The organism is Pseudoalteromonas sp. Isolate3 (assembly GCF_022398505.1).
Classification (GTDB): domain Bacteria; phylum Pseudomonadota; class Gammaproteobacteria; order Enterobacterales; family Alteromonadaceae; genus Pseudoalteromonas; species Pseudoalteromonas apostichopi.
The window spans coordinates 42,055-64,855 of the sequence record NZ_JAKEVN010000005.1; the positions used below are offsets into that span (position 1 = coordinate 42,055).

18 protein-coding genes are annotated in these 22,801 nt (G+C 42.2%); 12 read left to right on the top strand and 6 right to left on the bottom strand.

Annotated elements, in window-relative coordinates; genetic code table 11:
* The first annotated feature begins 13 nt into the window (after positions 1-13).
* Positions 14-1,114: a GGDEF domain-containing protein gene (locus L1D46_RS02295; protein WP_175580476.1), complete on the top strand. Its 1,101-nt coding sequence runs from the start codon at positions 14-16 to the stop codon at positions 1,112-1,114.
* Here the strand turns inward: L1D46_RS02295 and L1D46_RS02300 are convergent.
* The gene (locus tag L1D46_RS02300) at positions 1,107-3,389 is read right to left on the bottom strand and encodes a penicillin acylase family protein (RefSeq protein WP_239976704.1); all 2,283 of its coding nucleotides are present in this window, start codon (positions 3,387-3,389) and stop codon (positions 1,107-1,109) included. The two genes, L1D46_RS02295 and L1D46_RS02300, sit on opposite strands and share 8 nt — an antisense overlap.
* Positions 3,390-3,567: 178 nt before the next feature.
* Between L1D46_RS02300 and L1D46_RS02305 the strand changes: the two genes are divergently transcribed.
* The 3 genes from L1D46_RS02305 to nadE all read left to right on the top strand — a co-directional run bounded on the left by L1D46_RS02305 (position 3,568) and on the right by nadE (position 8,481).
* Positions 3,568-6,933: an ATP-binding protein gene (locus tag L1D46_RS02305; protein ID WP_239976705.1), complete on the top strand. Its 3,366-nt coding sequence runs from the start codon at positions 3,568-3,570 to the stop codon at positions 6,931-6,933.
* Between the two features lie 17 nt (positions 6,934-6,950).
* On the top strand, positions 6,951-7,577 hold the full coding sequence (locus tag L1D46_RS02310; RefSeq protein WP_130050061.1) for a DUF480 domain-containing protein: 627 nt from the start codon (positions 6,951-6,953) through the stop codon (positions 7,575-7,577).
* A 67-nt stretch (positions 7,578-7,644) separates the two neighbouring features.
* Positions 7,645-8,481: an ammonia-dependent NAD(+) synthetase gene (gene nadE / locus L1D46_RS02315; protein ID WP_130050062.1), complete on the top strand. Its 837-nt coding sequence runs from the start codon at positions 7,645-7,647 to the stop codon at positions 8,479-8,481.
* Here nadE and L1D46_RS02320 read toward each other — a convergent pair.
* The gene (locus L1D46_RS02320; protein ID WP_239976706.1) at positions 8,478-9,272 is read right to left on the bottom strand and encodes a sulfite exporter TauE/SafE family protein; all 795 of its coding nucleotides are present in this window, start codon (positions 9,270-9,272) and stop codon (positions 8,478-8,480) included. The two genes, nadE and L1D46_RS02320, sit on opposite strands and share 4 nt — an antisense overlap.
* 305 nt (positions 9,273-9,577) lie before the next feature.
* Between L1D46_RS02320 and folM the strand changes: the two genes are divergently transcribed.
* The 3 genes from folM to folX are packed head-to-tail and all read left to right on the top strand — an operon-like array spanning position 9,578 to position 11,232.
* A complete protein-coding gene (gene folM / locus L1D46_RS02325; protein WP_130050063.1) occupies positions 9,578-10,297 on the top strand; it encodes a dihydromonapterin reductase in 720 nt (239 codons plus the stop codon).
* 18 nt (positions 10,298-10,315) lie between these two features.
* Positions 10,316-10,870, top strand: coding sequence for a GTP cyclohydrolase I FolE (folE, locus tag L1D46_RS02330; RefSeq protein WP_063700628.1), 555 nt, complete (start codon positions 10,316-10,318; stop codon positions 10,868-10,870).
* A gap of 2 nt (positions 10,871-10,872) precedes the next feature.
* Positions 10,873-11,232 carry a dihydroneopterin triphosphate 2'-epimerase gene (gene folX / locus L1D46_RS02335; protein WP_054554637.1) on the top strand — a complete coding sequence of 120 codons (360 nt, stop codon included), beginning with the start codon at positions 10,873-10,875 and terminating at the stop codon, positions 11,230-11,232.
* On the opposite strand, the gene L1D46_RS02340 is transcribed toward folX, so the two are convergent.
* Entirely contained in the window at positions 11,229-11,663 is a 435-nt protein-coding gene (locus tag L1D46_RS02340) for a YqaA family protein (protein WP_167658820.1), read from the bottom strand. The genes folX and L1D46_RS02340 overlap by 4 nt on opposite strands.
* Before the next feature lie 57 nt (positions 11,664-11,720).
* Positions 11,721-12,092 (bottom strand): DUF4870 domain-containing protein, encoded by a 372-nt coding sequence (locus L1D46_RS02345; RefSeq protein ID WP_130050064.1) that lies wholly within the window; start codon positions 12,090-12,092, stop codon positions 11,721-11,723.
* Between the two features lie 205 nt (positions 12,093-12,297).
* Between L1D46_RS02345 and L1D46_RS02350 the strand changes: the two genes are divergently transcribed.
* The 4 genes from L1D46_RS02350 to L1D46_RS02365 are packed head-to-tail and all read left to right on the top strand — an operon-like array spanning position 12,298 to position 15,996.
* A complete protein-coding gene (locus L1D46_RS02350; protein ID WP_239976707.1) occupies positions 12,298-12,999 on the top strand; it encodes a spondin domain-containing protein in 702 nt (233 codons plus the stop codon).
* 9 nt (positions 13,000-13,008) lie between these two features.
* On the top strand, positions 13,009-13,737 hold the full coding sequence (locus L1D46_RS02355) for a spondin domain-containing protein (RefSeq protein WP_130050066.1): 729 nt from the start codon (positions 13,009-13,011) through the stop codon (positions 13,735-13,737).
* A gap of 58 nt (positions 13,738-13,795) precedes the next feature.
* Positions 13,796-14,521, top strand: coding sequence for a response regulator transcription factor (locus tag L1D46_RS02360; protein WP_130050067.1), 726 nt, complete (start codon positions 13,796-13,798; stop codon positions 14,519-14,521).
* Positions 14,521-15,996 (top strand): HAMP domain-containing sensor histidine kinase, encoded by a 1,476-nt coding sequence (locus tag L1D46_RS02365; protein WP_239976708.1) that lies wholly within the window; start codon positions 14,521-14,523, stop codon positions 15,994-15,996. Before L1D46_RS02360 ends, L1D46_RS02365 begins: the two co-directional genes overlap by 1 nt.
* Positions 15,997-16,017: 21 nt before the next feature.
* Here L1D46_RS02365 and L1D46_RS02370 read toward each other — a convergent pair whose 3' ends face one another.
* Together L1D46_RS02370 and L1D46_RS02375 are read right to left on the bottom strand one after the other, a co-directional pair.
* Positions 16,018-18,183 carry a S9 family peptidase gene (locus L1D46_RS02370; protein ID WP_239976709.1) on the bottom strand — a complete coding sequence of 722 codons (2,166 nt, stop codon included), beginning with the start codon at positions 18,181-18,183 and terminating at the stop codon, positions 16,018-16,020.
* Positions 18,184-18,312: 129 nt separating this feature from the next.
* A complete protein-coding gene (locus L1D46_RS02375; RefSeq protein WP_239976710.1) occupies positions 18,313-22,014 on the bottom strand; it encodes a S8 family serine peptidase in 3,702 nt (1,233 codons plus the stop codon).
* A gap of 248 nt (positions 22,015-22,262) precedes the next feature.
* Between L1D46_RS02375 and L1D46_RS02380 the strand changes: the two genes are divergently transcribed.
* The gene (locus L1D46_RS02380; RefSeq protein WP_063700612.1) at positions 22,263-22,733 is read left to right on the top strand and encodes a DUF2721 domain-containing protein; all 471 of its coding nucleotides are present in this window, start codon (positions 22,263-22,265) and stop codon (positions 22,731-22,733) included.
* Positions 22,734-22,801 lie beyond the last annotated feature (68 nt).

Genomic DNA, 22,801 nt, shown 5'->3' on the forward strand with positions numbered 1-22,801 from the left:
ATTTGAGGTGGGATTGATCAAACGTCTACTAAAACAATCAAAGCAATCTGGCTTAGAAGAGATTGAGCACGTTAAGTTTCTAATTATTTGTAAAATTGCCTATTTCGCGCTCATTGTTCATGTCTTGCTAATCCCCGCGTTTGCCCATATAGGTGCAAACATGCTTGCTTTAGTTAATATTTTGAGTGTTCTCGCTTGGGCCAGCGGCATCTTTTTAATTAAGCAAGGACTGACTTCCCTGGCACTTCGAGTATTTTGCCTTGAAGTAATTATTCATGCTGTGATTGTCTGTGCCACCCTTGGTTTAGGTGCGGGGTTTCAGTTTTACTTGTGGACAGTCTCTTGTATTTTAATGATCGACTACCAATTAACTTTTAAACGAGCGGCAATCTATAGCTTAGTAATGATTGCCACATTCGCCCTTCTCTATGTGTTTTTTGCGGACGTTCAGTACAGCTTTGCTTACCCAGAATTACTTCCACACGTTAATGTGATAAATATTATTATTGCTGGCTTACCCATGGTATACGGCATGGGTTTAATTAGAGAAATCACCATATCACAACGAATTGAGTTAACAGAAATGGCAGCCCGCGATCCTCTCACCAAACTTTATAATCGTCGTTTTGCAAAAAAATTAATTACCTCAGCACATAAGAAAAGTATTGAGCAAGATAGCAATATTTGTATTGTTATGGCAGATATCGATAAGTTTAAAAATATCAATGACAACTACGGCCATGATAAGGGTGATACGATACTCATTAATGTTGCCAAACTAATTAGCCAATTCATCAATGATGAAGATATTGCTGTACGCTGGGGCGGCGAAGAATTTTTATTATTATTAACCAATACAGATGCAAAACAAGCCTACGCAAAAATTGAAACTTTGCGTATAAAAATCGCCGAGCTAGAAGCGCATCCTGATTTCCCTGATATCAATGTAACTATGAGCTTTGGACTCATTGAGTGGCAACCACTCGCTTCGATAGAAAAAATGTTGCAACATGCCGATGAGGCTCTTTATAGAAGCAAGCATGCAGGACGCAACCAAACGACCGTTGCCAAGGGAGAATGTCCTGCTTTTAAGGATGCTGATGCGGTTAATTAACCGCATCAATGGTGATACTGTGAGCAATCTCTTGAGGCAATAATGGCGTTAAACCATTGCTGACATAGTCGTTGAATCCAGCTCTATAAAATTCCGACAATGGATGTCCCGATTGACCACCAGGTATAGCCATAATGGCATTATCTAAGTGTCCTGGTTGTACAATAAAACGCTGCGAAGCACCAAAGCTACGCCCTTGTACCGCAGGCATAAAGGTATCACCAAAACCAGGGGCTACAGGCATATTTAACAAGCTTTTAAGTACGGGTATTTGTTTGGCAAACGGGTGCTCAATCACTAATTCGTTGACCTTACCCCATTGCCAACTGTGTGGATTGTTGCCGTACTGCTCTGTGAGTTTAGTAATCACGCGATCAAAGGCGCCTAACATTTGTTGCTGCCAATTTTCGTACTTAGGATTTAACCATGTTTGAGGCTGAGCTTTGATAAGTTGCCAAACGGCAGGCTCTAAGTCTCGTTTTACTGGCTTTAAGCTACTATCGAGAGCTTTTAGCTTATTCTCAATTGGACTAAATAAACCATTGATCACTTCACTGCGATAACGTTTTACCAAGGTATAGCCAACTGAGTCACTACAAGCGCACGCCTGCCAATTGTTTAATTCATTTAAATATAAGGCATATTTATCGCCTGCAGCGCTAAGCTGTTTGACTAGTAATTGATGCCAAGCAGTTAAGAAGCGTGCTTCGTTATCATGTTGTAAGTCATAAAAATCTTGTTCGTTGAACTGCTGTTTTTCAAATAAGCGATCGCGAATTTGTGCAGAGCGAGCCCCCATTGCATAGCCACCATTACCAAAACGCTGATTATCTTGCGCAGAAACAACCCGTGAGTTTCCTGTCCATAACCGACCACTTTCTGGGTTTTTTACAAATGGACGCTGCCTTTCGTTTTCATGCCAAGCAGCAGGATACGCTTGCTCAGAAACAGCTAATTGATGCGGTATTTTACGAGCGGGAACTGCTCCCATATTTTTCCAAGCAGCATTACCTTTATCATCAACAACTATCAGGTTTTGTACTGGAATACCAACGTCCGCAGCAAGCGTTAATGCATCATCAACATTGTTTGCTTGCTCAAGCTTAAGCAACTCCATATCAACCGCATACTCATGGTGAGCAACCCAACTTAAGGCATAAGGTTTGCCGTTAATTTCTTTAACAGGGCCATACTCACTCATGGTTAAAGCATAATTTTCAACGTTGCCATCATTAAGTAAGATGGGTTCATCTATCAGCCAAGTTTTCTCTTTACTCTCAAGAGCAATCCAATCGGCAGTATCTAGATAACCATTAGTAAATCCCCAAGCTATTTTATTATTGGTCCCAACAACAATGGCTGGAGCCCCGGGTAATGACACACCAGTTATTTGTTGCATTTCACCATTTAATGGGTAATTAAGCTGCGCACGATACCAAATAATTGGCACTGCAAATGATAAGTGCATATCGTCAGATAGCATTGCAGCACCCGTTTCAGTTAGCTGCCCAGTGACTGCCCAGTTATTACTACCAAGCTCTTTACGGTTTGCAATCTCGGTCGAAGCCCATAAAGCGTCTTTAAGCGCAGGAATACCGCCGTTATAAGGTGCAAGCTGACTGTTATCGAGCGCGGCTTGATATTGGCTTGGCTGAGTAATAAAGTCGACCATCGCTTTGCCATATAGGTCTTCGATTTCGATCAGCGTTTGGTCACGCTCAAACGTAGCAGTTTGTAAATCTAAGTACATGCTAAAAATGATTAGTAAGCTGTCTTCACTTTGCCAAGGTTTTGCTTCAGCGCCAGTGAGCAAATATTCAAAGCTATCATAGCCAACTTGTGCATGGCCTTCATTGACTCCATTTGCATATGCTTGCAATAGCACTTTATCTTTAGCAGGTAATTGCGCGACTGCAATCTGGCTACGTTTTCGTAATTGATGAAAACGCATTTTTTTATCAAGCCCAACAGCAGCTTTACCAAATAACTCACTAAGTTCACCTGCCGCATTGCGGCGCAGTAAGTCCATTTGAAAGAATCGGTCCTGACCATGAGCAAAGCCTAAGGCATAGGCCGCATCTAAACGGTTCTCGGCATGAATAACAGCCTGCCCTAAGGAGTCCCGTTCAATCTTTACTGATTGCGAAATAGCATCACTTTTACCCCGGCCATCAAGTGTCGGTAGACTTAAATTTAATACGCCATAAACAAGCCCGGTTGCCAGTAACACCAATACAAACAGGCCTATGAGTAGCCATTTGATTATCTTAAACATGCCAATTTTCCTTGCGCTGAAGTAACACTGTATTAACCTGGTATATTAACCTGAGTTTTATGAAAAAATAGTGTTGCGATACAAATAATTAAATTTAACGTCCTAGGTTAGCTGTTCATTGTTAATTACCACAGAAATTGTCTATAGTAGGTAGATAGTATAAAACCTGATATTTCTCATGCCGCTAGCGACCGAAGCAGATAATAAAAAACTACAAAAATTGAAGCTAGCCTTCTGGTTATCACTTGCCTGTATCGTGGTAATTGGTCTTTTAATCGAGCAAATTAATTACAATCGTGAAAAAGATGCTTTTCGCTCTCAAGAACTAGCGAAAATAAGCGCTTATCGCGCAGAACTCGAAGCAAAGATGGTTTCTAACATTCAACTTGTGCGCGGCCTTGCTGTTGCCGTTGCTGCCGAGCCAAATTTAGACCAAGCTCGCTTTACGCAAATAGCTAGCCCCTTATTTTCAACCTCCTCAGAGCTCAGAAACATCGGCGCAGCCCCAGATATGATTATCCAGATGACTTACCCTCTTGCGGGGAATGAGAAATCTATTGGACTAAACTTTTTAGAAGCCCCTCGGCAACGCGATGATGCAATTAGAGCACGAGATGAAAACCGTATTGTTATGGCTGGCCCATTAGAGCTGGTGCAAGGTGGCCAAGCGCTGATAGCAAGAATGCCCGTATTCACACCACCCGAGCTCACTTTTTGGGGGTTACTCTCGGTGGTACTCGATATAGATAAGATCTACAGTAACTCAGGTTTAATTGCACTGAGTCAACATTATGAAGTTGCGCTGCAAGGGCGCAACGGCCGCGGTTCAAAAGGTGACTTTTTTTACGGTTCTAAAGACGTGCTCAACACCAACCCTCTGAGTTTTAGAATTAACTTTCCAGGTGGTGAGTGGCAAATGTATGTCACACCTAAATCTGGATGGCAGCCTCCAAGCTCTGCAATTTGGCCACTGAGACTAGCCATTATTTCATTCTGTATTTTGTTTGCTGGCGCTTCAGTATTCTTCTTACGTATGGTTGAACGACAGCACAAGAGCGAGCGAATGCTAGAAACCATGAGTAGCCTCGCCAAAGTCGGTGCTTGGTCATTCAACCTTGAGAAAAAAACCGTATATTGGTCTGACATGACCAAGCAAATATTTAAGCTTCCCCTAAATGTCCAGCCTGAATGGCCTACGAACTATACTCTTTTCAAAGCCGGTGAAAGTCGTGAAAAAATTCGCCGCCTTAACGAGCGCGCAATTAAGTATGGTGAAAGTTTTGAAACACAAGTAGAGATTATCACTGCTGAAGGTGATGAAGTTTGGGTACTGTTACACGGAGAAGCTGAGCATAAAAATGGCCGCTGTATAAAATTATTTGGCTCACTGCAAAATATTGATACCCGTAAGCGAGTAGAGCTCGAAAATAACAAGATCGCCTTACATAACGAGATCCTTGCATCATTAACCGTCAATGATGCTGTACTGACAGGTAACCTTAACCTTTCTAAACATGTCATTGTGCAAGCTATTTGCCATGCATTCGATATTGATCGCGCGAGTATTTGGTTATTCAGTGACGATCGCCAATCGCTCAACACCTTTGCGATTCACGACCAGAGTCAGCCTGAATTTAGTGAAGCAATATCACTACAACAAATTGAATTTCAAAATTATTTTGATGCCATTAATAATCACGCTGTGATAAATGCCAGTGATGCACAGCAACACCCACTGACTAGCGATTTACGTAGCAATTACCTAGATTGGTTTAATATACGCTCAATGCTCACCGTGATAATTCCAACAGGAAGCAAAACGATGGGGGTAGTGTGCGCTGAAAAATGCCATAACCGCAGACATTGGAGTAAAAATGAAGAGAGCTTTTTAATCGCTGTTGCTGCGTTAATTGGAAGTTTACACGCAAGTCAGCGCCGTATAGAGACTGAGCATCAGCTAGTCCAAGCAAAAGAGGCAGCTGAACAAGCAGTAAAAGCCAAAAGTGAATTTTTAGCGAGCATGAGTCATGAGATCCGCACACCCATGAATGGCGTGATTGGGATGCTCAATATCATTAAGCAAACCAAATTAGACAACCAGCAAAGCCATCATATCGATTTGGCGCAATCATCGGCTGAGTCTTTACTGCATATCATTAATGATATTCTAGACTTTTCTAAAATTGAGGCTGGTAAACTCGATATTGAAAATGTGAGCTTCAACGTATTAAAACTACTTGGCGATACGATTGAATCGTTTGCTATCAAAGCAGAGCAAAACAATACCAAGTTACTGTTAGATACTACACAACTTAATCATGGGTTTATTATTAGTGACCCGAATCGTATTAGACAAATCATCAATAATTTAGTGAGTAATGCCGTTAAATTCACCAAAGATGGTGAGATTATCGTCATCGCCAAACTCGAAACAAGCGACGAAGAGTTGTTTTTGAACTGCTCTGTTATTGATTCTGGCGTTGGGATTAAACCTGAAAAACAAGCCACCTTATTTGACTCATTCACACAAGCAGATGCATCAACCACACGTCAATACGGCGGGACAGGACTTGGGCTTGCGATTGTAAAACAGCTCTGCCAGTTAATGGAGGGGGATGTCAGTGTAATTAGCTCATATGGGGAAGGCAGCACCTTTAATTTTTCTGTAAAAGTTAAACGTGATCACACAAAACAAGCACCTGAACCTAGCCACATCTTAGATAAAAAGCATATTTTAATTGCTGATAACTGTAGGCTAAGTATCAATATCACCAAAAAACAGTTGCAGTTGTGGGGTGCTGAAGTAGAAGCATATAGCGATATGTCGAGCTTAATCAATTTTGCTTCAATGCCTGACAATAAAGGTTGTGATGCAATTTTAGTTGATTATCAGTTTTATAGCAGCGCAACAAAAGAGCACCAACAAGCGTTCTTAAAGTACTTTAATGCCACTAGCTGCAAACGAATTCTGATGGCACCAATGAACCTTACGGAAAAACAAACAAGACAAACAATAAAAGTTGAGAGTATTATCTTCAAACCATTAACACAGTCTGATTTATTTAATTCACTAGTAAATGACAAGTACATTGAACAGCAGCAAGTCAGTAAAGAAACGTTAATAACCAAGGCTGTAACCAATAACAGTAATACAGAGTCACAGGTTTTGCTCGTTGAAGATAATAAAGTGAATCAGATGGTCGCCGGCTCATTATTAAAACAAGCAGGCTTTAGTTTTGATATTGCCGAAAATGGTCTTGAAGCAATTGCAAAACTTTCAAGTCGTGAGCAAAGGCCTTATCTTTTAGTGTTAATGGATTGCCAAATGCCAGAAATGGATGGTTACCAAGCAACACGGGCCATTCGTGCTGGTAAAGCAGGTGCAGCTCATCAAGGGGTTAATATCGTCGCACTGACAGCAAATGCAATGCAAGGTGACAAAGAACGTTGTTTAAACGCTGGTATGAACGACTACATCACCAAGCCCCTTAAATTTGACTCGCTCAATAAAAAGTTAACAGTGTGGCTAAGCACTGAAGAATAAAGAAAGAGAGTAAAACCATGCAATTATCATCAATTCAACAACGCGTTATTGGCTGTTTACTCGAAAAGCAAAGTACAACACCCGAACATTACCCATTATCTTTAAACTCACTTACTAATGCATGTAATCAAAAATCTAACCGTGAGCCAGTAATGTCTCTAACTGAAGCGCAAGTCCAAGATACCCTTGATGAACTTATTGCATCACGCTTGGTAACGGTTGATGAAGGACTGTCAGGGCGTGTAAATAAATATGCTCATCGCTTTTGTAATACCGAATTTGGCAGTTTGCAATTTAGTGAGCAGCAACGCGCCATTATTTGTTTGTTACTATTACGAGGCCCGCAAACACCGGGAGAACTAAGAACTCGCAGCAACCGACTGGCTGAGTTTAGTAATGTCAATGAAGTCGAAGCAGCATTAAATGCACTCATCGAGCAAGAATATGTTGCACGCTTAGCACGAGAGCCTGGCAAACGAGAAAGCCGTTACATGCACTTATTTGTAGACCCAGACAGCATTACTGAAGACATGGCAGCTAATGAGCCTTTTCAGGACAACAGTAGTGAAGTGCAACAATTACGAAGCGAAATCGAAGATCTTAAGCAACAAATTAACGCAATAAAAGCGCATTTAGGTCTTTAATAAAAATCACGCCCGTAACATAATGTATAAAACGCTGACAACCACAACGAAAAATAGGAGCTCTACCATGCGTGCCGACATTCTGGCGGAAATGAAAGTCCAACCAACTATTGATGTAAAAGCGGAAATTACCCGTCGCGTTAACTTTCTTAAAAGCCGACTTATTGCTGCGCACTCTCGCTCACTTGTATTAGGGATCAGTGGTGGTGTTGACTCATCAACCTGTGGCCGTTTATGCCAATTAGCTGTTGATGAACTAAACCAAGAGCACAACACCAACGAATATCAATTTATTGCTGTACGCTTACCTTATGGCGTACAAGCAGACGAAGACGAAGCACAACTCGCGGTTGATTTTATTCAACCGAGTAAGCGTATGACGGTTAATATCAAAGCTGCTGTAGATGGCATGCATGAGCAAGCAATGGCTGCAGTTGTTGGTGGTAATGCTGAATTACCAGAGCAAGCTAAAATCGACTTTATCAAAGGTAATGTAAAAGCGCGCCAACGCATGGTTGCGCAATACGAAATTGCCGGTTTCTGTCAAGGCTTAGTGGTTGGTACCGATCACAGTGCAGAAAACATCACTGGCTTTTACACTAAATTTGGTGACGGAGCGTGTGATTTAGCACCGTTATTTGGTTTATCAAAACGCCAAGTTCGTGCGCTTGCTGAGCACTTAGGTGCGCCAGCTGTACTAGTACATAAAGCCCCAACCGCTGACTTAGAGTGTGACCGCCCAGGCCTTACCGATGAAGAAGCGCTTGGCTTAACTTACGATCAAATTGATGATTTCTTAGAAGGTAAAGATGTCAGCAATGAAGTCGAAGAAAAGCTAACAGCTATTTACTTACGTACTCAGCATAAGCGCCAAGCAATCCCAACGGTTTACGATGCGCTTTAAATAACGATCAATAATTCATAAATAGTAAACGACACTTCTAGGGCAATGAGTAGCAGTAAAAAGCTAATGAGTTGCCCACTTTTCACTCTTGCACACACATAAGCACCTAGCGGTGCGCCCAGTACCACAACAGGAATAGCAGCTAATAGATAGGCTTGAATTTGTGGGTTAATAGTCTCGAGGTAAAAATAATTCATAACACTTGCTACGACAGACGTCACAGCCATAATGATCACTGTGGTTGCCGTTGCACGTTGAATATTCGCGTTATATGCAATAACTAACAGCGCAAAAACAGCAATATCGGCGCCCGACCCAACCAATCCTGATGCAACACCACCAAGCGTAGCTATCAACGCGACTCGCGTTTTATTTACGGTGATCTTTGTCTGGCTACAAATATGCTGAGCTCGCCGATAAATACGCCACGCTAAGGTCAACGCAAAACATAATAATAGTGCACTAAAGACCGCTTTCACCGCTAACCTTGGTAAGTGATCAGCAATGAAAAATAAACTCAATATAGCGCCGAAAATAGCCATTGGCGTCGCGATTAATACCACTTGTTTGTAATAAGGGATACGGCTAAAAATAATTGTTAAAGCAGCAGCTATCATACCAAAGCTTTGTATAGCAAGAGAAAACACTTTCGCTGTCGCAGGTTCTATCGCTAATATTTTGGTCATTACCGGAAACGCTACCGCACCGCCTCCCAGAGCAGTGCCACCAGCGACAAATGAGCCAACCGCCATCGTTGCAGCAATACTCAATTGCGTCACAAAATTACTCACTGCATTAGCGGGGCCTTGCAAAAGCAATAAAGTACAATAAACAGCGATAATAAATAGCCATGGTACGGTTCGTAGCCAGCTAAATGATTTAATGACAGCAAGCATAATGAAAAAGAAAAGTATCAAGTATGGCTATTATGCCTGAGACTGAAAACCGGGCAACTGATCTATGATTGCCAGTATTGCGTAGAATGTTTGGCAACATGAATGCAGTAAAGGTGAAATAGTTCTGTAATTTGGTTTATAGTTGTTACAGTTAAATACATTACTTTTCAAATCAAAAATCTAAGGTTTTATATTAGTTTATGTCATCGCCCATTTTAATTACTGGCGCAGGCCAACGTATTGGACTCGCTGTGGCCGAGCACTTTTTAGCGCAAGGGCAAGAAATAATAGTAACTTACCGTACCCGTCATGAAGCGATTGATGTGCTTGCAGGTAAAGGTGCCATTTGTATCCATGCCGATTTTAACAATGACCAAGCTATCGGGCATTTTATTGAAGAATTAAAAACCCATACCAACCAACTCAAAGCAATTATCCATAATGCGTCTAGCTGGGACTGTGAAGCAAATAACCACGATTACGCAGACCTATTTGACAACATGATGCGTATTCACGCCAAAGCGCCCTATTTAATCAATTTAGCAGCCTCTGACTTGCTATTACATTATCAGCAAAACAGTGGCCAAGCCGCAGATATTATTCATTTAACCGATTATGTCGTTGAGAAAGGCAGTCCTAAACACCTAGCTTATGCTGCAAGTAAAGCGGCGCTTGATAATTTAACCAAGTCGTTTGCTGCTAAATTCGCACCTGCCATTAAAGTAAATGCAATTGCGCCTTCGTTGATCATTTTTAACGAACACGACAGCGACGAGTACAAAGCAAAAACATTAAAGAAATCGCTAATGGGCATTGAGCCCGGCTGCGCCGAGATTATTAACAGCGTAGAACTATTACTAAACAGTCACTACATCACAGGTCGTTCTATGCCTGTTGATGGTGGCAGACATTTAAAATAACGAATTACTGAGAAAGCTATGCACGATGATTTAAAAAACAGTTACCAGCAAATAATTAGCGCAGTGGGTGAAGATCCTGCTCGTGAAGGATTACTCGACACACCAAAGCGCGCTGCAAAAGCGATGGAGTATCTGACTAAAGGCTATCGTCAAACATTAGATGAAATCACCAACAATGCGGTATTTACTTCAGATGCCGATGATATGGTATTGATCCAAGACATTGAGCTTTACTCTATGTGTGAACATCACTTACTGCCGTTCGTTGGCCGCTGTCATATTGCTTATATCCCAAACGGTAAAGTACTTGGCTTGTCAAAGTTTGCTCGTATTGTTGACATGTATGCTCGCCGTTTTCAAATTCAAGAACAGCTAACCCACCAAATTGCTAAAGCGGTTGAAGAAGTGACTGGTGCGAAAGGCGTTGGCGTAATTGTTGAAGCAAAGCACATGTGTATGATGATGCGCGGTGTTGAAAAGCAAAACTCGAGTATGCGTACATCAGTTATGTTAGGTAACTTCAGAGCCGATCCAAAAACCCGTAACGAGTTCTTACAACTAGTTAGAGGGTAACGATGGCCAACGCAATTATTAATGTCACTAATCTCAGGCTACGAACCTTTATTGGTTTTAACCCTGAGGAACGTGAGAAAAAGCAAGATGTAGTGATTAATTTAGAAATTCATTACCCTGCTGATCAAGCTTGTGAGACTGATGCGGTTGATAAAGCGCTAAACTACAAGACCATCACCAAAGAAGTGATCAGCCTTGTCGAAGAAGGCCACTTTTTGCTGTTAGAAAAATTGGTTGCTGAAATTTTAGCAATTTGCCACCAGCATCAAAGTGTTCACTATGCCAAAGTGCGCGTCGATAAACCTCATGCGCTGCGTTTTGCTGATTCAGTATCACTGACACTTGATTGGCAAAAAAGCTAAAATAGTTTTTCTAGCCCTACCGCAAAGGCAAGCACAGCTAAATAACGTGCGCCTTTGCCTAGGGTTACGAGAAACAAAAAGAGCGAAAACTTGACCCTAAAAATTCCGCCAACAACCGTTAAAGGGTCCCCGACAATAGGCAGCCAAGCAAACAACAAACTGTAAATACCGTACTTATTGAATTGCTTTTCGGCTTTGTCTATCGACTTTTCTGAAACGGGAAACCATTTGCGGTCTTTAAATCGCATGACTTGCGTGCCCAGCCAATAATTCACGCAACTCCCAAGCACATTGCCCACGGTTGCACTTAGCCATAATAACCAAAGTAGATAGTCACCACTGGCTATCATAGCAGTCATCACTAATTCTGAAGAGCTAGGTAATAAGGTTGCGGAAATAAACGCGCTGAGAAATAACGATAAATAGGCCATAAACATCACATAAAAAAGCTCAGCAAACGGCTGAGCTTTTAATATACCCAAACCACCTTACTTTATAAATTCTATCGCCATTGGGTATTTAACTTCTTTACCATCGTTGGCTTTAATCGCCGATACTACCACCATAATTAATGAGAATAGCGCTACCAATGGCAGCAGAATGACACCAATGACAACAAACATCAGCATGAAGCAGACAATGTAGGCGATCATCATGGTTAATTGAAAGTTTAATGACTTGCGGCCATGCTCTGCAACGAGCGGCATTTCTTCTTTTTTTACAAGCCAAACAATCAAAGGCCCAATTACCGAGCCGAACGGGAAAAGCAAGCCAGCTAAGGCACTTAAGTGACAAAACATTGCCCACATGCGCTGCTCTTTATCTGCCACAATTATTTCAACTTTTTGATTATCATCCATTTTAAATTCCTTGTTATGGGTCTGTTTATTTCTCTACTATAAACCTTAATGACCTTTTACCCTAGCTAAATTGATTAAATTTAAAGCTCTCAACCAACACAAAAGGCTGTAATCAACGTTGTGATAAAAATGTGATAACTTCGTGAAGGTTTCTGGATATTGCTATTCGATACTGATTTTGAATCATCAAAAACAGGAATCTAATATGAAAGCTTTACCTTTAACTTTGTTCGCTGCATCCGCAGTAACCAGCCTTGCAAGCCACGCTGCTGAGCTTGATATAAAACTAACTAACCTCACGCAAGGTTTACACTTTACCCCTATTCTCATTACTGCTCATAACAGTGACAATAAACTTTTCAGCGTTGCAATGCCTGCTTCTACAGCCTTACAAACGATGGCTGAGGGCGGCAATCTCGAGCCGTTAATGAGTGAAGCCACAGCCGCAAACAGCGATATGGTTGCCAACCCAGCTGAGGGTTTACTGGCACCAGCAAGCTCAACGATGGCTAGCTTATCCACCAAGGATGGCAATAACTACTTATCTCTAACAGCAATGCTACTGCCTACCAATGATGGCTTTGTAGGTTTAGATAGTTGGATGATCCCAGCAGAAGCTGGTACCTACACTGTTTATCTCAATGCGTATGATGCGGGTACCGAAGCCAATGATGAGCTTGTTGTTGAGGGCTCAGGCATGCCGGGCACGCCAGGCATCCCTGCTGCACCGGGTGGCAATGCGGGTATGAATGGCAGCGGCGTCACCAGTAGCGAAACAAATATGATGGTGCATATTCATCCGGGTAATTTAGGTGACGACGATTTAGAAGCGGGGATGAGCGATCTCGATAACACAGTACACAGATGGTTAAACCCAGTTGCGATGCTAACAGTTACGGTTAAATAGGAGGTTATTATGCGCTTTTCAAAAAGCTTAATTATCCTCGCATTGAGCGCCGGCCTTGCAGCCTGTGGGGATTCAGATAAATCATCAGACAACATGGATGAAGCGCTTGAAGAAATGACAATGGAAATGGGTGAGATGGCGACAAATCATCAATTTATGGTGGAGGTAGTCAACCTCACTGCTGCCCAGCCATTTTCTCCCATTGCTGTGATTGCTCACACAGAAGGCATGCTTTGGCAAATTGGCGAGCCAGCATCTGAAGCTCTTGAAATTATGGCTGAAGGCGGCGATAACAGCGAGCTACTCGCTGCAGAAATGACAATGCAAGCAGCTTCCGACGAAAGCCCATTACCACCTGGGGAGCAAGTCACATTGACCCTGACGACAGGTGAGCTTGATTCATTAAAAATCAGCTTAGCAACCATGTTGGTGAATACAAATGACGCGTTTACCGGTCTTAATGCTATAGACGTGTCTTCGTTAGCGGTTAATGAGTCACTGTCTCGCACTAGTTTTGCCTATGATGCAGGCACAGAAGCTAACTCTGAAGCACAAGGCACGATCCCTGGTCCTGCTGACTCAGGCGAAGGTTACAACGAAATGCGCGACGATACTAACCGTGTTGCAATGCACCCAGGTGTGGTTAGTCAAGATGATGGCCTTGCAAACTCAGTGCTCACTAGCCAGCATAAGTTTGATAACCCGGTTGCTCGGATCAAGATAACGCGGACGCAATAATAATCGCACTCCTTACACCGAGGTCATAAGGATGTGCCTCTGTGATTTGGAGTAAGCAATGCGCCAAGAAAAATTATTAATCGTCGAAGATGATAGAGCAATACGCCAACTTATCAGCACGCAATTACACTGCCTAAATTTACATATTGATGAAGCATCGAGCGCAGAGGCTGCAATAAAGAAGCTTGCCAGTTCGAGCTATGGCTTAGTACTGCTCGATATCAACCTACCACAAATGGATGGCTTGAGCTTATGTCGCAAAATTAAAGAGCACTACCCAAGCATTGCCGTTATTTTACTAACCGCACTCAGTAGTGACATGGACAGAGTGATTGGTCTGGAAATGGGCGCTGATGATTACATTTGCAAACCTTTTTTCGCTAGAGAGTTACAAGCACGAATAAAAACTCAATTACGGCATAGGTCGCAACTGATAGCAGCCCAATCACATCATGAAGACAGCGCTCAAGCGGCAATTCAACTTGGAGAGCTTCACATTGAATTTACCAGCCACCAAGCATTTTTAGCTGATAAGGCAATTAACTTAACCGCTACCGAATTTGATTTACTCGTTTACTTTGCCAAGCACCCAAATCATGTTTTTAGTCGCCAACAGTTACTTGACCAAGTATGGGGTTATCAACACAGCGGCTACGAGCATACAGTCAATTCTCATATAAACCGTTTACGTAGTAAATTTGAGCAGCATCACCCAGCAACCTTTATAGAAACAGTCTGGGGTGTAGGTTATAAACTAAATCCAGGTCAGTTGAGTGCAAGCTAATGAAATCAATGACGCTTTATCAAAAACTTGCTTGGTCATTGGTGCTTATTTTTAGCCTGTTGTGTGCGCTGGTTTTAAATTGGAGCAAGCAATTAGAGCAAAGCTCTGTACACCATGCCCAGCAAAACTTGCACCTCCAACTAGCCGAGCATTTAGTGCACGACAATCCACTGATCAAACAAGGTGTGTATGACTATGATGCGCTAGAAAACCTATTCCACACACTGATGATACTTGGCCCAGCTTTTGAGTTTTATTTTGTAGACCCTGAAGGTCATTTACTGACTTATTCAGCCAAGCCGGGGCAAGTCGTTAGGCAACAAATAAACTTAAGCCCGATACAGCAGCTGCTCGACAACCCCACGGCCACACCGATTTATGGTGATGATCCACGTAGCAACGGTGGCGTAAAAATTTTTTCGACCGCACCAGTTTATAATCAGCAACAACTGCAAGGCTATTTGTACGTGATAATTGGCGGGCAAGCTTACGATACAACCCTTAAAAACATTAAAGCCAATGATAACCTTTGGCTTGCCGCAATGTGGTTTGTAGCCGCCTTAGTTGCGCTCTTTATTGCGATGTTGCTGTTATTTCGGTTTTTCACCTTACCACTAAAAAAACTCAATAAAGAGCTTAATAAAATAGAAGCGGCTAACTACAGCCTAACCAAAATGTCATTGGATTCTAGCTACACAGCTCATGATGAAATAGGCAATTTAAGTAAAGGCGTCAACGCCATGCTGGCGCGTATTGATGAGCAGTTTCAGTCATTACAGCAAGCCGATAAACAACGCCGAGAGTTACTCACTCACTTATCACACGATTTACGTACGCCGCTATCTTCACTGCACGGCTTTCTGGAGGTGATCAATAAACCGAATAGCCACTTAAACGAGCCTGAGCAACGTCATTATCTCAACCTTGCAATGGATAATTGCCAGCAACTAAAACAGCTGATTGAGCAAATTTTTGAATTGGCTAATTTAGAATGCGGCCAAGTAAAAATACAATCCGAGACCTTTAATTTGGGCGAGTTGATTTATGATTGTGTAGCAAAGCTTGCTCTAACAGCGCAATCAGCAGGAATTTCACTCAAGGTTATTCCCGAAATTTGCGATTTTACCGTGACGGCAGACATCGCAAAATTAGAGCGGGTGCTTACAAACTTAATCGAAAATGCCATTCGGCACACACCAAATGGCGGTGAAATTGCCGTTAAGGTTAGCCAACAAAGTGATCAGTTATACGTGGCAGTGTCTGATACCGGGGTTGGTATTCATGAGGATGAACTCAATGCGATTTTCGAACCTCACTATCAGGCGCGTAATAGTATAAAACGAGGCTCAACAGGCTTAGGGCTCGCTATTTGCAAGCAACTGCTCACCCTAATGGATAGTGAAATAAACGTAAAAAGTACCTTAGGAAAAGGCAGTGAATTTCGTTTTAATTTAGCTATGCAGGCACCCGCTTAATCACGGATGCCTGTGTTGTTATTATTTTTCGATACCCGCCAAATCGAGCATAAAGGCGTAATATAAAGCGGTATCTTGCAAGCTTTTAAAGCGCCCAGAAGCACCGCCATGCCCTGCTTCCATGTCAGTTTTGAACAGCAACAGGTTATCATCGGTTTTATATTCACGTAGCTTAGCAACCCATTTTGCCGGCTCAAAATACTGCACTTGTGAGTCGTGCAAACCGGTAGTAACTAACATATTTGGGTAAGCCTGCTTCTTAACTTGGTCGTACGGCGAATATGACAGCATGTAATCATAATAGACTTTATCGTTCGGGTTACCCCACTCGTCATACTCATTCGTTGTGAGTGGTAAGCTGGCATCAAGCATAGTCGTAACTACATCAACAAAGGGTACTGCGGCAATCACCCCTTTATATAGCTCAGGCGCTTGATTAACAACAGCCCCCATTAGCAAGCCACCCGCACTGCCACCCATGGCAAAAATATTATCTTTATCAGCATACTTTTGAGCAGCTAGAGACTTAGTCACATCTATAAAATCATTAAAGGTGTTTTGTTTCTTCAGCAACTTGCCGTCTTCGTACCAAGGGCGACCCAGCATTTGCGAGCCACGAATATGCGCAATCGCAAACACAAAACCACGATCAAGCAAACTTAAGCGTGAACTTGAAAAGCTCGGATCCATGGTCGCACCATACGAACCATAACCATATTGCATAAGCGGATTAGAGCCGTCTTTTTTGAACTTGTCTTTACGATAAACAAGGCTAACAGGAACATCGACACCATCTCGGGTAGTCACATAAACTCGCTCAGAGGCATAGTTGTCAGGGTTAAAATCACCTAACACTTTACGCTGTTTAAGCAGTGTTTTTTCGCCACTTTCTAGGTTGATATCGTAGCTGCTGCCTGGCGTCGTCATACTTGAATAGTAAACACGTAAGTTAGGGTTACCTAACTCACGATTACCATAACTAAAGACCATATAAGTTGGGTCATTAAACGCAACGACTTGCTCTTGTTGGTTACGAAGGTCGCGAATAGTGATTCGGGTTTGCCCCATTTCTCGCTCTTCGTAAACTAAATGATTGTTAAATAACTCAATGCCTTCAAGTTTCACGTTATCACGACCAGCAATTATCGTTTGCCATTGTGCTTTATCATGAGCTTTATCGCGATGCACTTTCATCAGTTGGAAGTTAACAGCATTTAAATTAGTAACGATGTAATACCAATCACCTAACTTTTTGATGTCATATTCAAGCCCTGTTTCGCGTTCAATAAAACGTTTTGGCATTGCTTTGACATCATTAGCATCAATAACCGATACACCCGAAGCACTGGTGCTGCCATGACTAATATAGATTTCTTGTTGGTCTTTACTCTTATAAATACTGGTGTAGTAACTGGTGTTTTTCTCTTCGTAAACGAGTTCGTCGTCGGCTTGCGGGGTGCCTAGCGTATGGCGATATACTTGGTAGCCTAACAGCGTTTGTAGGTCTTTTTTGATGTAGTAAAAGGTTTTGTTGTCATTTGCCCAGACTACATCACCTTCCGTGCCTTCAAGGCTTTCTGTGAGCATTTTACCTGTGGTTAAATCTTTTACTTTAATTGTGTAAATACGGCGACTCACAGTGTCTTCACCATAAGCCAGCAAATTGCCATTTGGGCTGACAGCTAAACCTGTTACGGCAAAATAGTCATGATTTTTAGCCAGCTCATTCACATTTAAGATAACCTGCTTATCCTCTCCTTGGCTATCTTTGCTGCGCACATACACTGGGTATTCGTCATCACCGCGCGTTTGTGAGAAGTAGTAATATTCGCCTTTTTTTGTCGGTACGGTATCGTCATCCTTTTCAATACGTCCTTTAAGCTCTTCGAACAAGGTGTTTTGTAGCGTTTGAGTATGTGCCAGCTTGCTTTCAACATACGCATTTTCTGCATTTAAATGGGTAATAACAGCGGCATCTTTGCGCTCATCATCACGCATCCAGTAGTAGTTATCGATACGTGTGTCACCATGAATGGTCATTTCATGAGGTATTTTTTTAGCAAGCGGAGCTACAACCTGAACTTGCTCTGTTATAACGGCTTGCTCTTTATTATCTGGGACTTTATTACACGCTGATAGAACAGCTAAAGAGAGTGCCGCAAGGCAAAGTGAATGGCCAACTTTCATGGGATTCCTGTATTAGTTTTATTATTCTGTCTCCAATATAAGTAAAAAAACGGCAACATATAAGTAGCCTTTGTGAAGCAATGTAAAAAGGGAGCCGAAGCTCCCTTTTATTGTTTACTTATCAAGTAATTACTTTTGCTTACGACGACGCATAAATGCGAACGGTGCAGCAAGTAATGTTAACCATGCTAGTGAACCTGAAGAAGATTTTTTCTTCGCTGGTTCTTCAGCTACAACATCTTCTGCCGGGTCTTGTGTCACTGCAATAGTAATAGTAACCGCTTCTGACATGTTGCCTGCAGAGTCAACCGCAGTTACTGATACTTCGATAGAGGTTGTTTGCTCATAATCGATAGCGCCAGCAACCATTAACTCACCCGCATCACTGATGCTGATGCTATCACTACCTGTCACTTCATATGTTGCGATAGGAGTCAGGTCTGCATCTGGGTCAGTCGCAGTCACAGTGCCAATTACAGTACCTTCCGCAGCGTTTTCTTGAACCGTGAATTCACCAAGCTCAGCATCGATCACAGGGTTAACTTCTTCTGGCTCGTCAGCAACGTTCATTACCTCAACAGTCACCATCGCTGGCTCAGAGATATTGCCTGCAGAATCTACTGCAACAACTTCAAGTTCAATACTCATCATGCCAGCATCGTAGTCAAGCATGTCGCTATTCATAACAACAACATCACCTGATGCAGTCACTGAAACAGCTGTAGAAGTAGAATTAACTACAATATATTCAGCGATTGGGTTAGCAAGCTCAGCACCATAAGTTGCTTCTAGTGAACCAATCACAGTATCTACCGCTGTGTTTTCGTCTACAGAGAATGACGCGTCAGCAAGAACTGGAGCAACGTTAGCATCTTCGCTTGGTGTTGCTGCGAACGCTTTTGAACCTGAGTCAGATAAGATCATGAAGTCTGCACCAGCATTCAATAATGTTGCAGAAGCACCAGGTTCTAATGAGCTAACGACTTCACCAGCTTCATCAACAAGTGCTGCATATACATCACTTGATGCATCAGTAAATGTATATGTACCCATTGCAACATCACCTTCACCTGATGCAATTGGCGTCCACGTTTCTTCTTCTGTACGGAAACGTACATTTGCAGTCGCTTTACCAATATCATCAGCAGTTAGGCCAAATGCGCCTAGACAGCTTTGCATTGTAAGGTGGTTGTTACCAATAATTTGATAAACATTGTTGAGGTTACCCGAAGAGCTGCCATAGCCGTGAGTAAAGGTAATCGCAGTACCCGGCTCTACATCATAGAACCACTCTAGTTTACCATTTTGCACTGTAACATCGTATGTACCATCTTGGTCAATATCGAAGTCAGCCATGAAACCACCCACGTAAGAGTGTGTAATACCTTCATTCATAACCATCGTGGTTAATGTAACATAGCCGCTATCACAGATATCTGTTGGTACTGCAAATGTTTCAATAGATGCACCCACTAAATCAAAACGTTGGTCTTCATCTACATCATCAGTCATTACAGTAGGAGCAAACACTGGTTCAAGTGCTACCGCACCTGTATTTGTTATCTGATGAGCAACACCATTGTCTGTCATTACAGGCATGAAGCTCATCGCAGCATTTGCTTTTGGTAATACATGGTAAACAAGGTGGAATGCTTCATCGCTACCATCAGAGAAGATTAGCGCACCATCAAGCTCTAGTTTGGTTAAATCAGCCGTTGCATCTTGTGAGCCGATATTATCATCCGTTAATGTCCATTCTGGTAACGTTGCCGGATCAATTGTTGCAGTCACATCAAATGACATAGTTTGACCCGCAGGAACAGTGATTGAATCTGGGTAATCAAGTGAGAATGAACCACGCTCAACGTCATCTGCATAACGTTGTTCAAGAGAAAGTGTGTAAACTTTGTCTTCATTAGAGAAGTTCTTAACTTGAACAGTTTTCGTTAGCTCAACAGTTTCTGATGCACTTACTAAACCAAACGAAAGTGCCGCTTGCTTAGTATCAGCTGCCCACGCAGCTACAGGTAAATTTGCAGCTTTGTTTACATCAACAAGACCCGCACCGATGTAACTAATTGGCGCAAGTTCTGCATCCGGGTTAATTGCTAACGGCTCCATAGTCACATTTAGGTTAGCAGTGTTCATTAACGTCGCTTTGATTTCAAGCGCATTACGCTCTGGTAGCGCTTCTTTTAATAAGCTCACCGCACCTGCTGTGATAGGACCAGAGAATGAAGTACCTGTTGCGCCAGTAAGGCCATCACCTAGACCAGGATGAGCAGTCATGATGTTTACGCCTGGTGCTGTAATTTCAGGTTTTAATAGACCACCCATTGAAGGGCCACGCGATGTGAAGTCTGCAATTGCACCAGATAGAACTAAACGCTCAACTGTTAGGTTGAATGTACCACCCGCTTTTAAAGCAGTACCCGCTGCAAACGTTACACCTATTGAAGGTATAGTAACAGCAGGATCTGAACCACCCATAGGTGCTGGCGTGCCATCATCAGTGTTGTTTGCAATAATAACAAACTCAGCGCCTTTAGCTTGTGCAGCTAATACCTTAACTGTAAATGCACATGCACCACGGTCGATGATAACGCCTTTACCTGTGAAATCTACGTCATCAGCAAACGCTTCACACGCTGTCTGGTTTGCATCTGGGTAAACAAGATCCAAGTTTTCATTAGTGTAGCTAAATGCAGTTTGCGGACCAAAGCTTGCAGGCTGAACAATTGCTTCTTCGCCATTAATTGTACCGCTACCAATTGACTCAGCACCTGTAGGGTGAGTCATCGCACCTACTGAAAGTGCGTTCTCAGTGGTACTTGGGCCACCAACGATGAAAGGATATGCACCGTCATTACCCGCTGAAATTACAACGTTTGTGCCAAGCTTAACAGCTTGGTTGATGAATAGACCAACAGCATCATTGGCAATATCACCGTAGTCACCACCTAAAGACATGTTAATTACATCAACACGGTCGCTAATGTCACCATTACCATCAGGGTCCATTGCGCTTTCAAGCGCGAGAAGTTGTGCAAGACCAGGACAACCACTGTTACATACAGAGTAAACGAATAGATCTACGTTTGGCGCAATACCGTTAACAGAGTGAGAAACGTGTGTACCGTGGTTAGTTGTCACATCAATTGGATCGTTGTCATAATTGATGTAGTCATAACCGCCTAATACTTTACCTTGTGGCCAATCTACAGAAGCAGGATCAGCAATTGCAGCAGCATAAGCTTCATCAGTACCCGCACCACCAAAGGCTTTATGGGTGTAATCGATACCCGTATCAAGAACAGCAACACGAACACCTTCACCTGTCGCTAATCCATTAGATACTAATGGAGTCGCTTCAATATAGTCAGCGCTGTCAGCAACATGCAATTCATAATCGTATACTGGGTAAATACCCTCTACTTGAGAGTTTGATAATAACTTAGCAACATCTTGCTTGTTACCATTAACTACGATTGAGCTTACTAGTGTTGATGTTTTTGCAACAACCTCAAGTGGTAAGTCCATGCTATTAATAGCTTGTTCTACGCTTGCTTGCGCTACTTTTGCTTGTGCTTGAACAGAGGCTACATCAACACCCATTGTTTTAGCATTAATTGATGCTGGAGCATTTAACTTAACTAGCCAACTAGTCGCTTCACTGCGTACTTTTTGTTCTTTTTTTGTTACCGCACTCGCTTTAATTAATTTTTTACCAGCAAGGTTATACTTAGAAAAATCATTGGCTTGCGCACTAGCGCACATAGCACTCGTTACAGCCAAAGCAACTGCAGTTCTTTTTATTAGATTATTAGACATGGGTTTCCCTGGGATATGTTATGTTATCGTCTAAATAGTGATTGAAACAAAGTTTCAGCACCAATATAAAACGGAAACACAAACAAGAACAACATTACAGTTACAAAACTATTACATTTCATTCGACATAAAGCACGTTTAAAACCCCAACCAATTGTTTATTAAGTGCTTTATTGTGAAATCTCGAGTTGTAAATATTTGTAAATGAATATGATATATTGAGTTTTGATAAAGTAGAGTACTGTCAAATGAATTCAGAAGTAATCAACATTCTTACCATGGCAAAAGTGATTCAAACAGCGGTTGCACCGGTCTTTTTAATTACAGGTATTGCAGCAACGTTAGGGGTACTTTCTAACCGCTTAGCGCGTATTACAGATCGAGCGAGACAGTTAGAACGTAAGCTTAAAGTCAGTACCGATGAAGACTTCAATAAGTCACTTACAACAGAACTAAGGGCATTGTTGAAACGCTCACGCTGCATCCATATCGCGTTTAGTTTAAGCGTGCTCAGTGCCTTATTAGTGTGCGCTGTGGTTATGTGTCTATTTTTATCACATATCCAATCAATTAACTTGAGTGTGACAATTGCAAGCTGCTTTGTCGCTGCTATGGCACTGTTAATCTGTGGCTTTTTATCATTACTAGGCGAGGTTTTCTTAGCAACGAGAAGCATGCGCCGAGGTATGATCTTCGCCGATATTGATATAAATGATTAGGCCGTATTGACCTTTTATGATTAATTTTAATCCACAAAGGTAAACACGCCCTAAATTAAACTTAAGTT

Excerpts from the sequence above, each read along its gene's own strand:
- L1D46_RS02375 (WP_239976710.1), bottom strand. The coding sequence starts at position 22,014 with ATGTCTAATAATCTAATAAAAAGAACTGCAGTTGCTTTGGCTGTAACG.
- folE (WP_063700628.1), top strand. The coding sequence starts at position 10,316 with ATGCACGATGATTTAAAAAACAGTTACCAGCAAATAATTAGCGCAGTG.
- L1D46_RS02300 (WP_239976704.1), bottom strand. The coding sequence starts at position 3,389 with ATGTTTAAGATAATCAAATGGCTACTCATAGGCCTGTTTGTATTGGTG.
- L1D46_RS02370 (WP_239976709.1), bottom strand. The coding sequence starts at position 18,183 with ATGAAAGTTGGCCATTCACTTTGCCTTGCGGCACTCTCTTTAGCTGTT.
- nadE (WP_130050062.1), top strand. The coding sequence starts at position 7,645 with ATGCGTGCCGACATTCTGGCGGAAATGAAAGTCCAACCAACTATTGAT.
- L1D46_RS02310 (WP_130050061.1), top strand. The coding sequence starts at position 6,951 with ATGCAATTATCATCAATTCAACAACGCGTTATTGGCTGTTTACTCGAA.
- L1D46_RS02305 (WP_239976705.1), top strand. The coding sequence starts at position 3,568 with ATGCCGCTAGCGACCGAAGCAGATAATAAAAAACTACAAAAATTGAAG.
- L1D46_RS02355 (WP_130050066.1), top strand. The coding sequence starts at position 13,009 with ATGCGCTTTTCAAAAAGCTTAATTATCCTCGCATTGAGCGCCGGCCTT.
- folM (WP_130050063.1), top strand. The coding sequence starts at position 9,578 with ATGTCATCGCCCATTTTAATTACTGGCGCAGGCCAACGTATTGGACTC.
- L1D46_RS02365 (WP_239976708.1), top strand. The coding sequence starts at position 14,521 with ATGAAATCAATGACGCTTTATCAAAAACTTGCTTGGTCATTGGTGCTT.
- L1D46_RS02350 (WP_239976707.1), top strand. The coding sequence starts at position 12,298 with ATGAAAGCTTTACCTTTAACTTTGTTCGCTGCATCCGCAGTAACCAGC.
- folX (WP_054554637.1), top strand. The coding sequence starts at position 10,873 with ATGGCCAACGCAATTATTAATGTCACTAATCTCAGGCTACGAACCTTT.
- L1D46_RS02345 (WP_130050064.1), bottom strand. The coding sequence starts at position 12,092 with ATGGATGATAATCAAAAAGTTGAAATAATTGTGGCAGATAAAGAGCAG.
- L1D46_RS02340 (WP_167658820.1), bottom strand. The coding sequence starts at position 11,663 with ATGGCCTATTTATCGTTATTTCTCAGCGCGTTTATTTCCGCAACCTTA.
- L1D46_RS02360 (WP_130050067.1), top strand. The coding sequence starts at position 13,796 with ATGCGCCAAGAAAAATTATTAATCGTCGAAGATGATAGAGCAATACGC.
- L1D46_RS02380 (WP_063700612.1), top strand. The coding sequence starts at position 22,263 with ATGAATTCAGAAGTAATCAACATTCTTACCATGGCAAAAGTGATTCAA.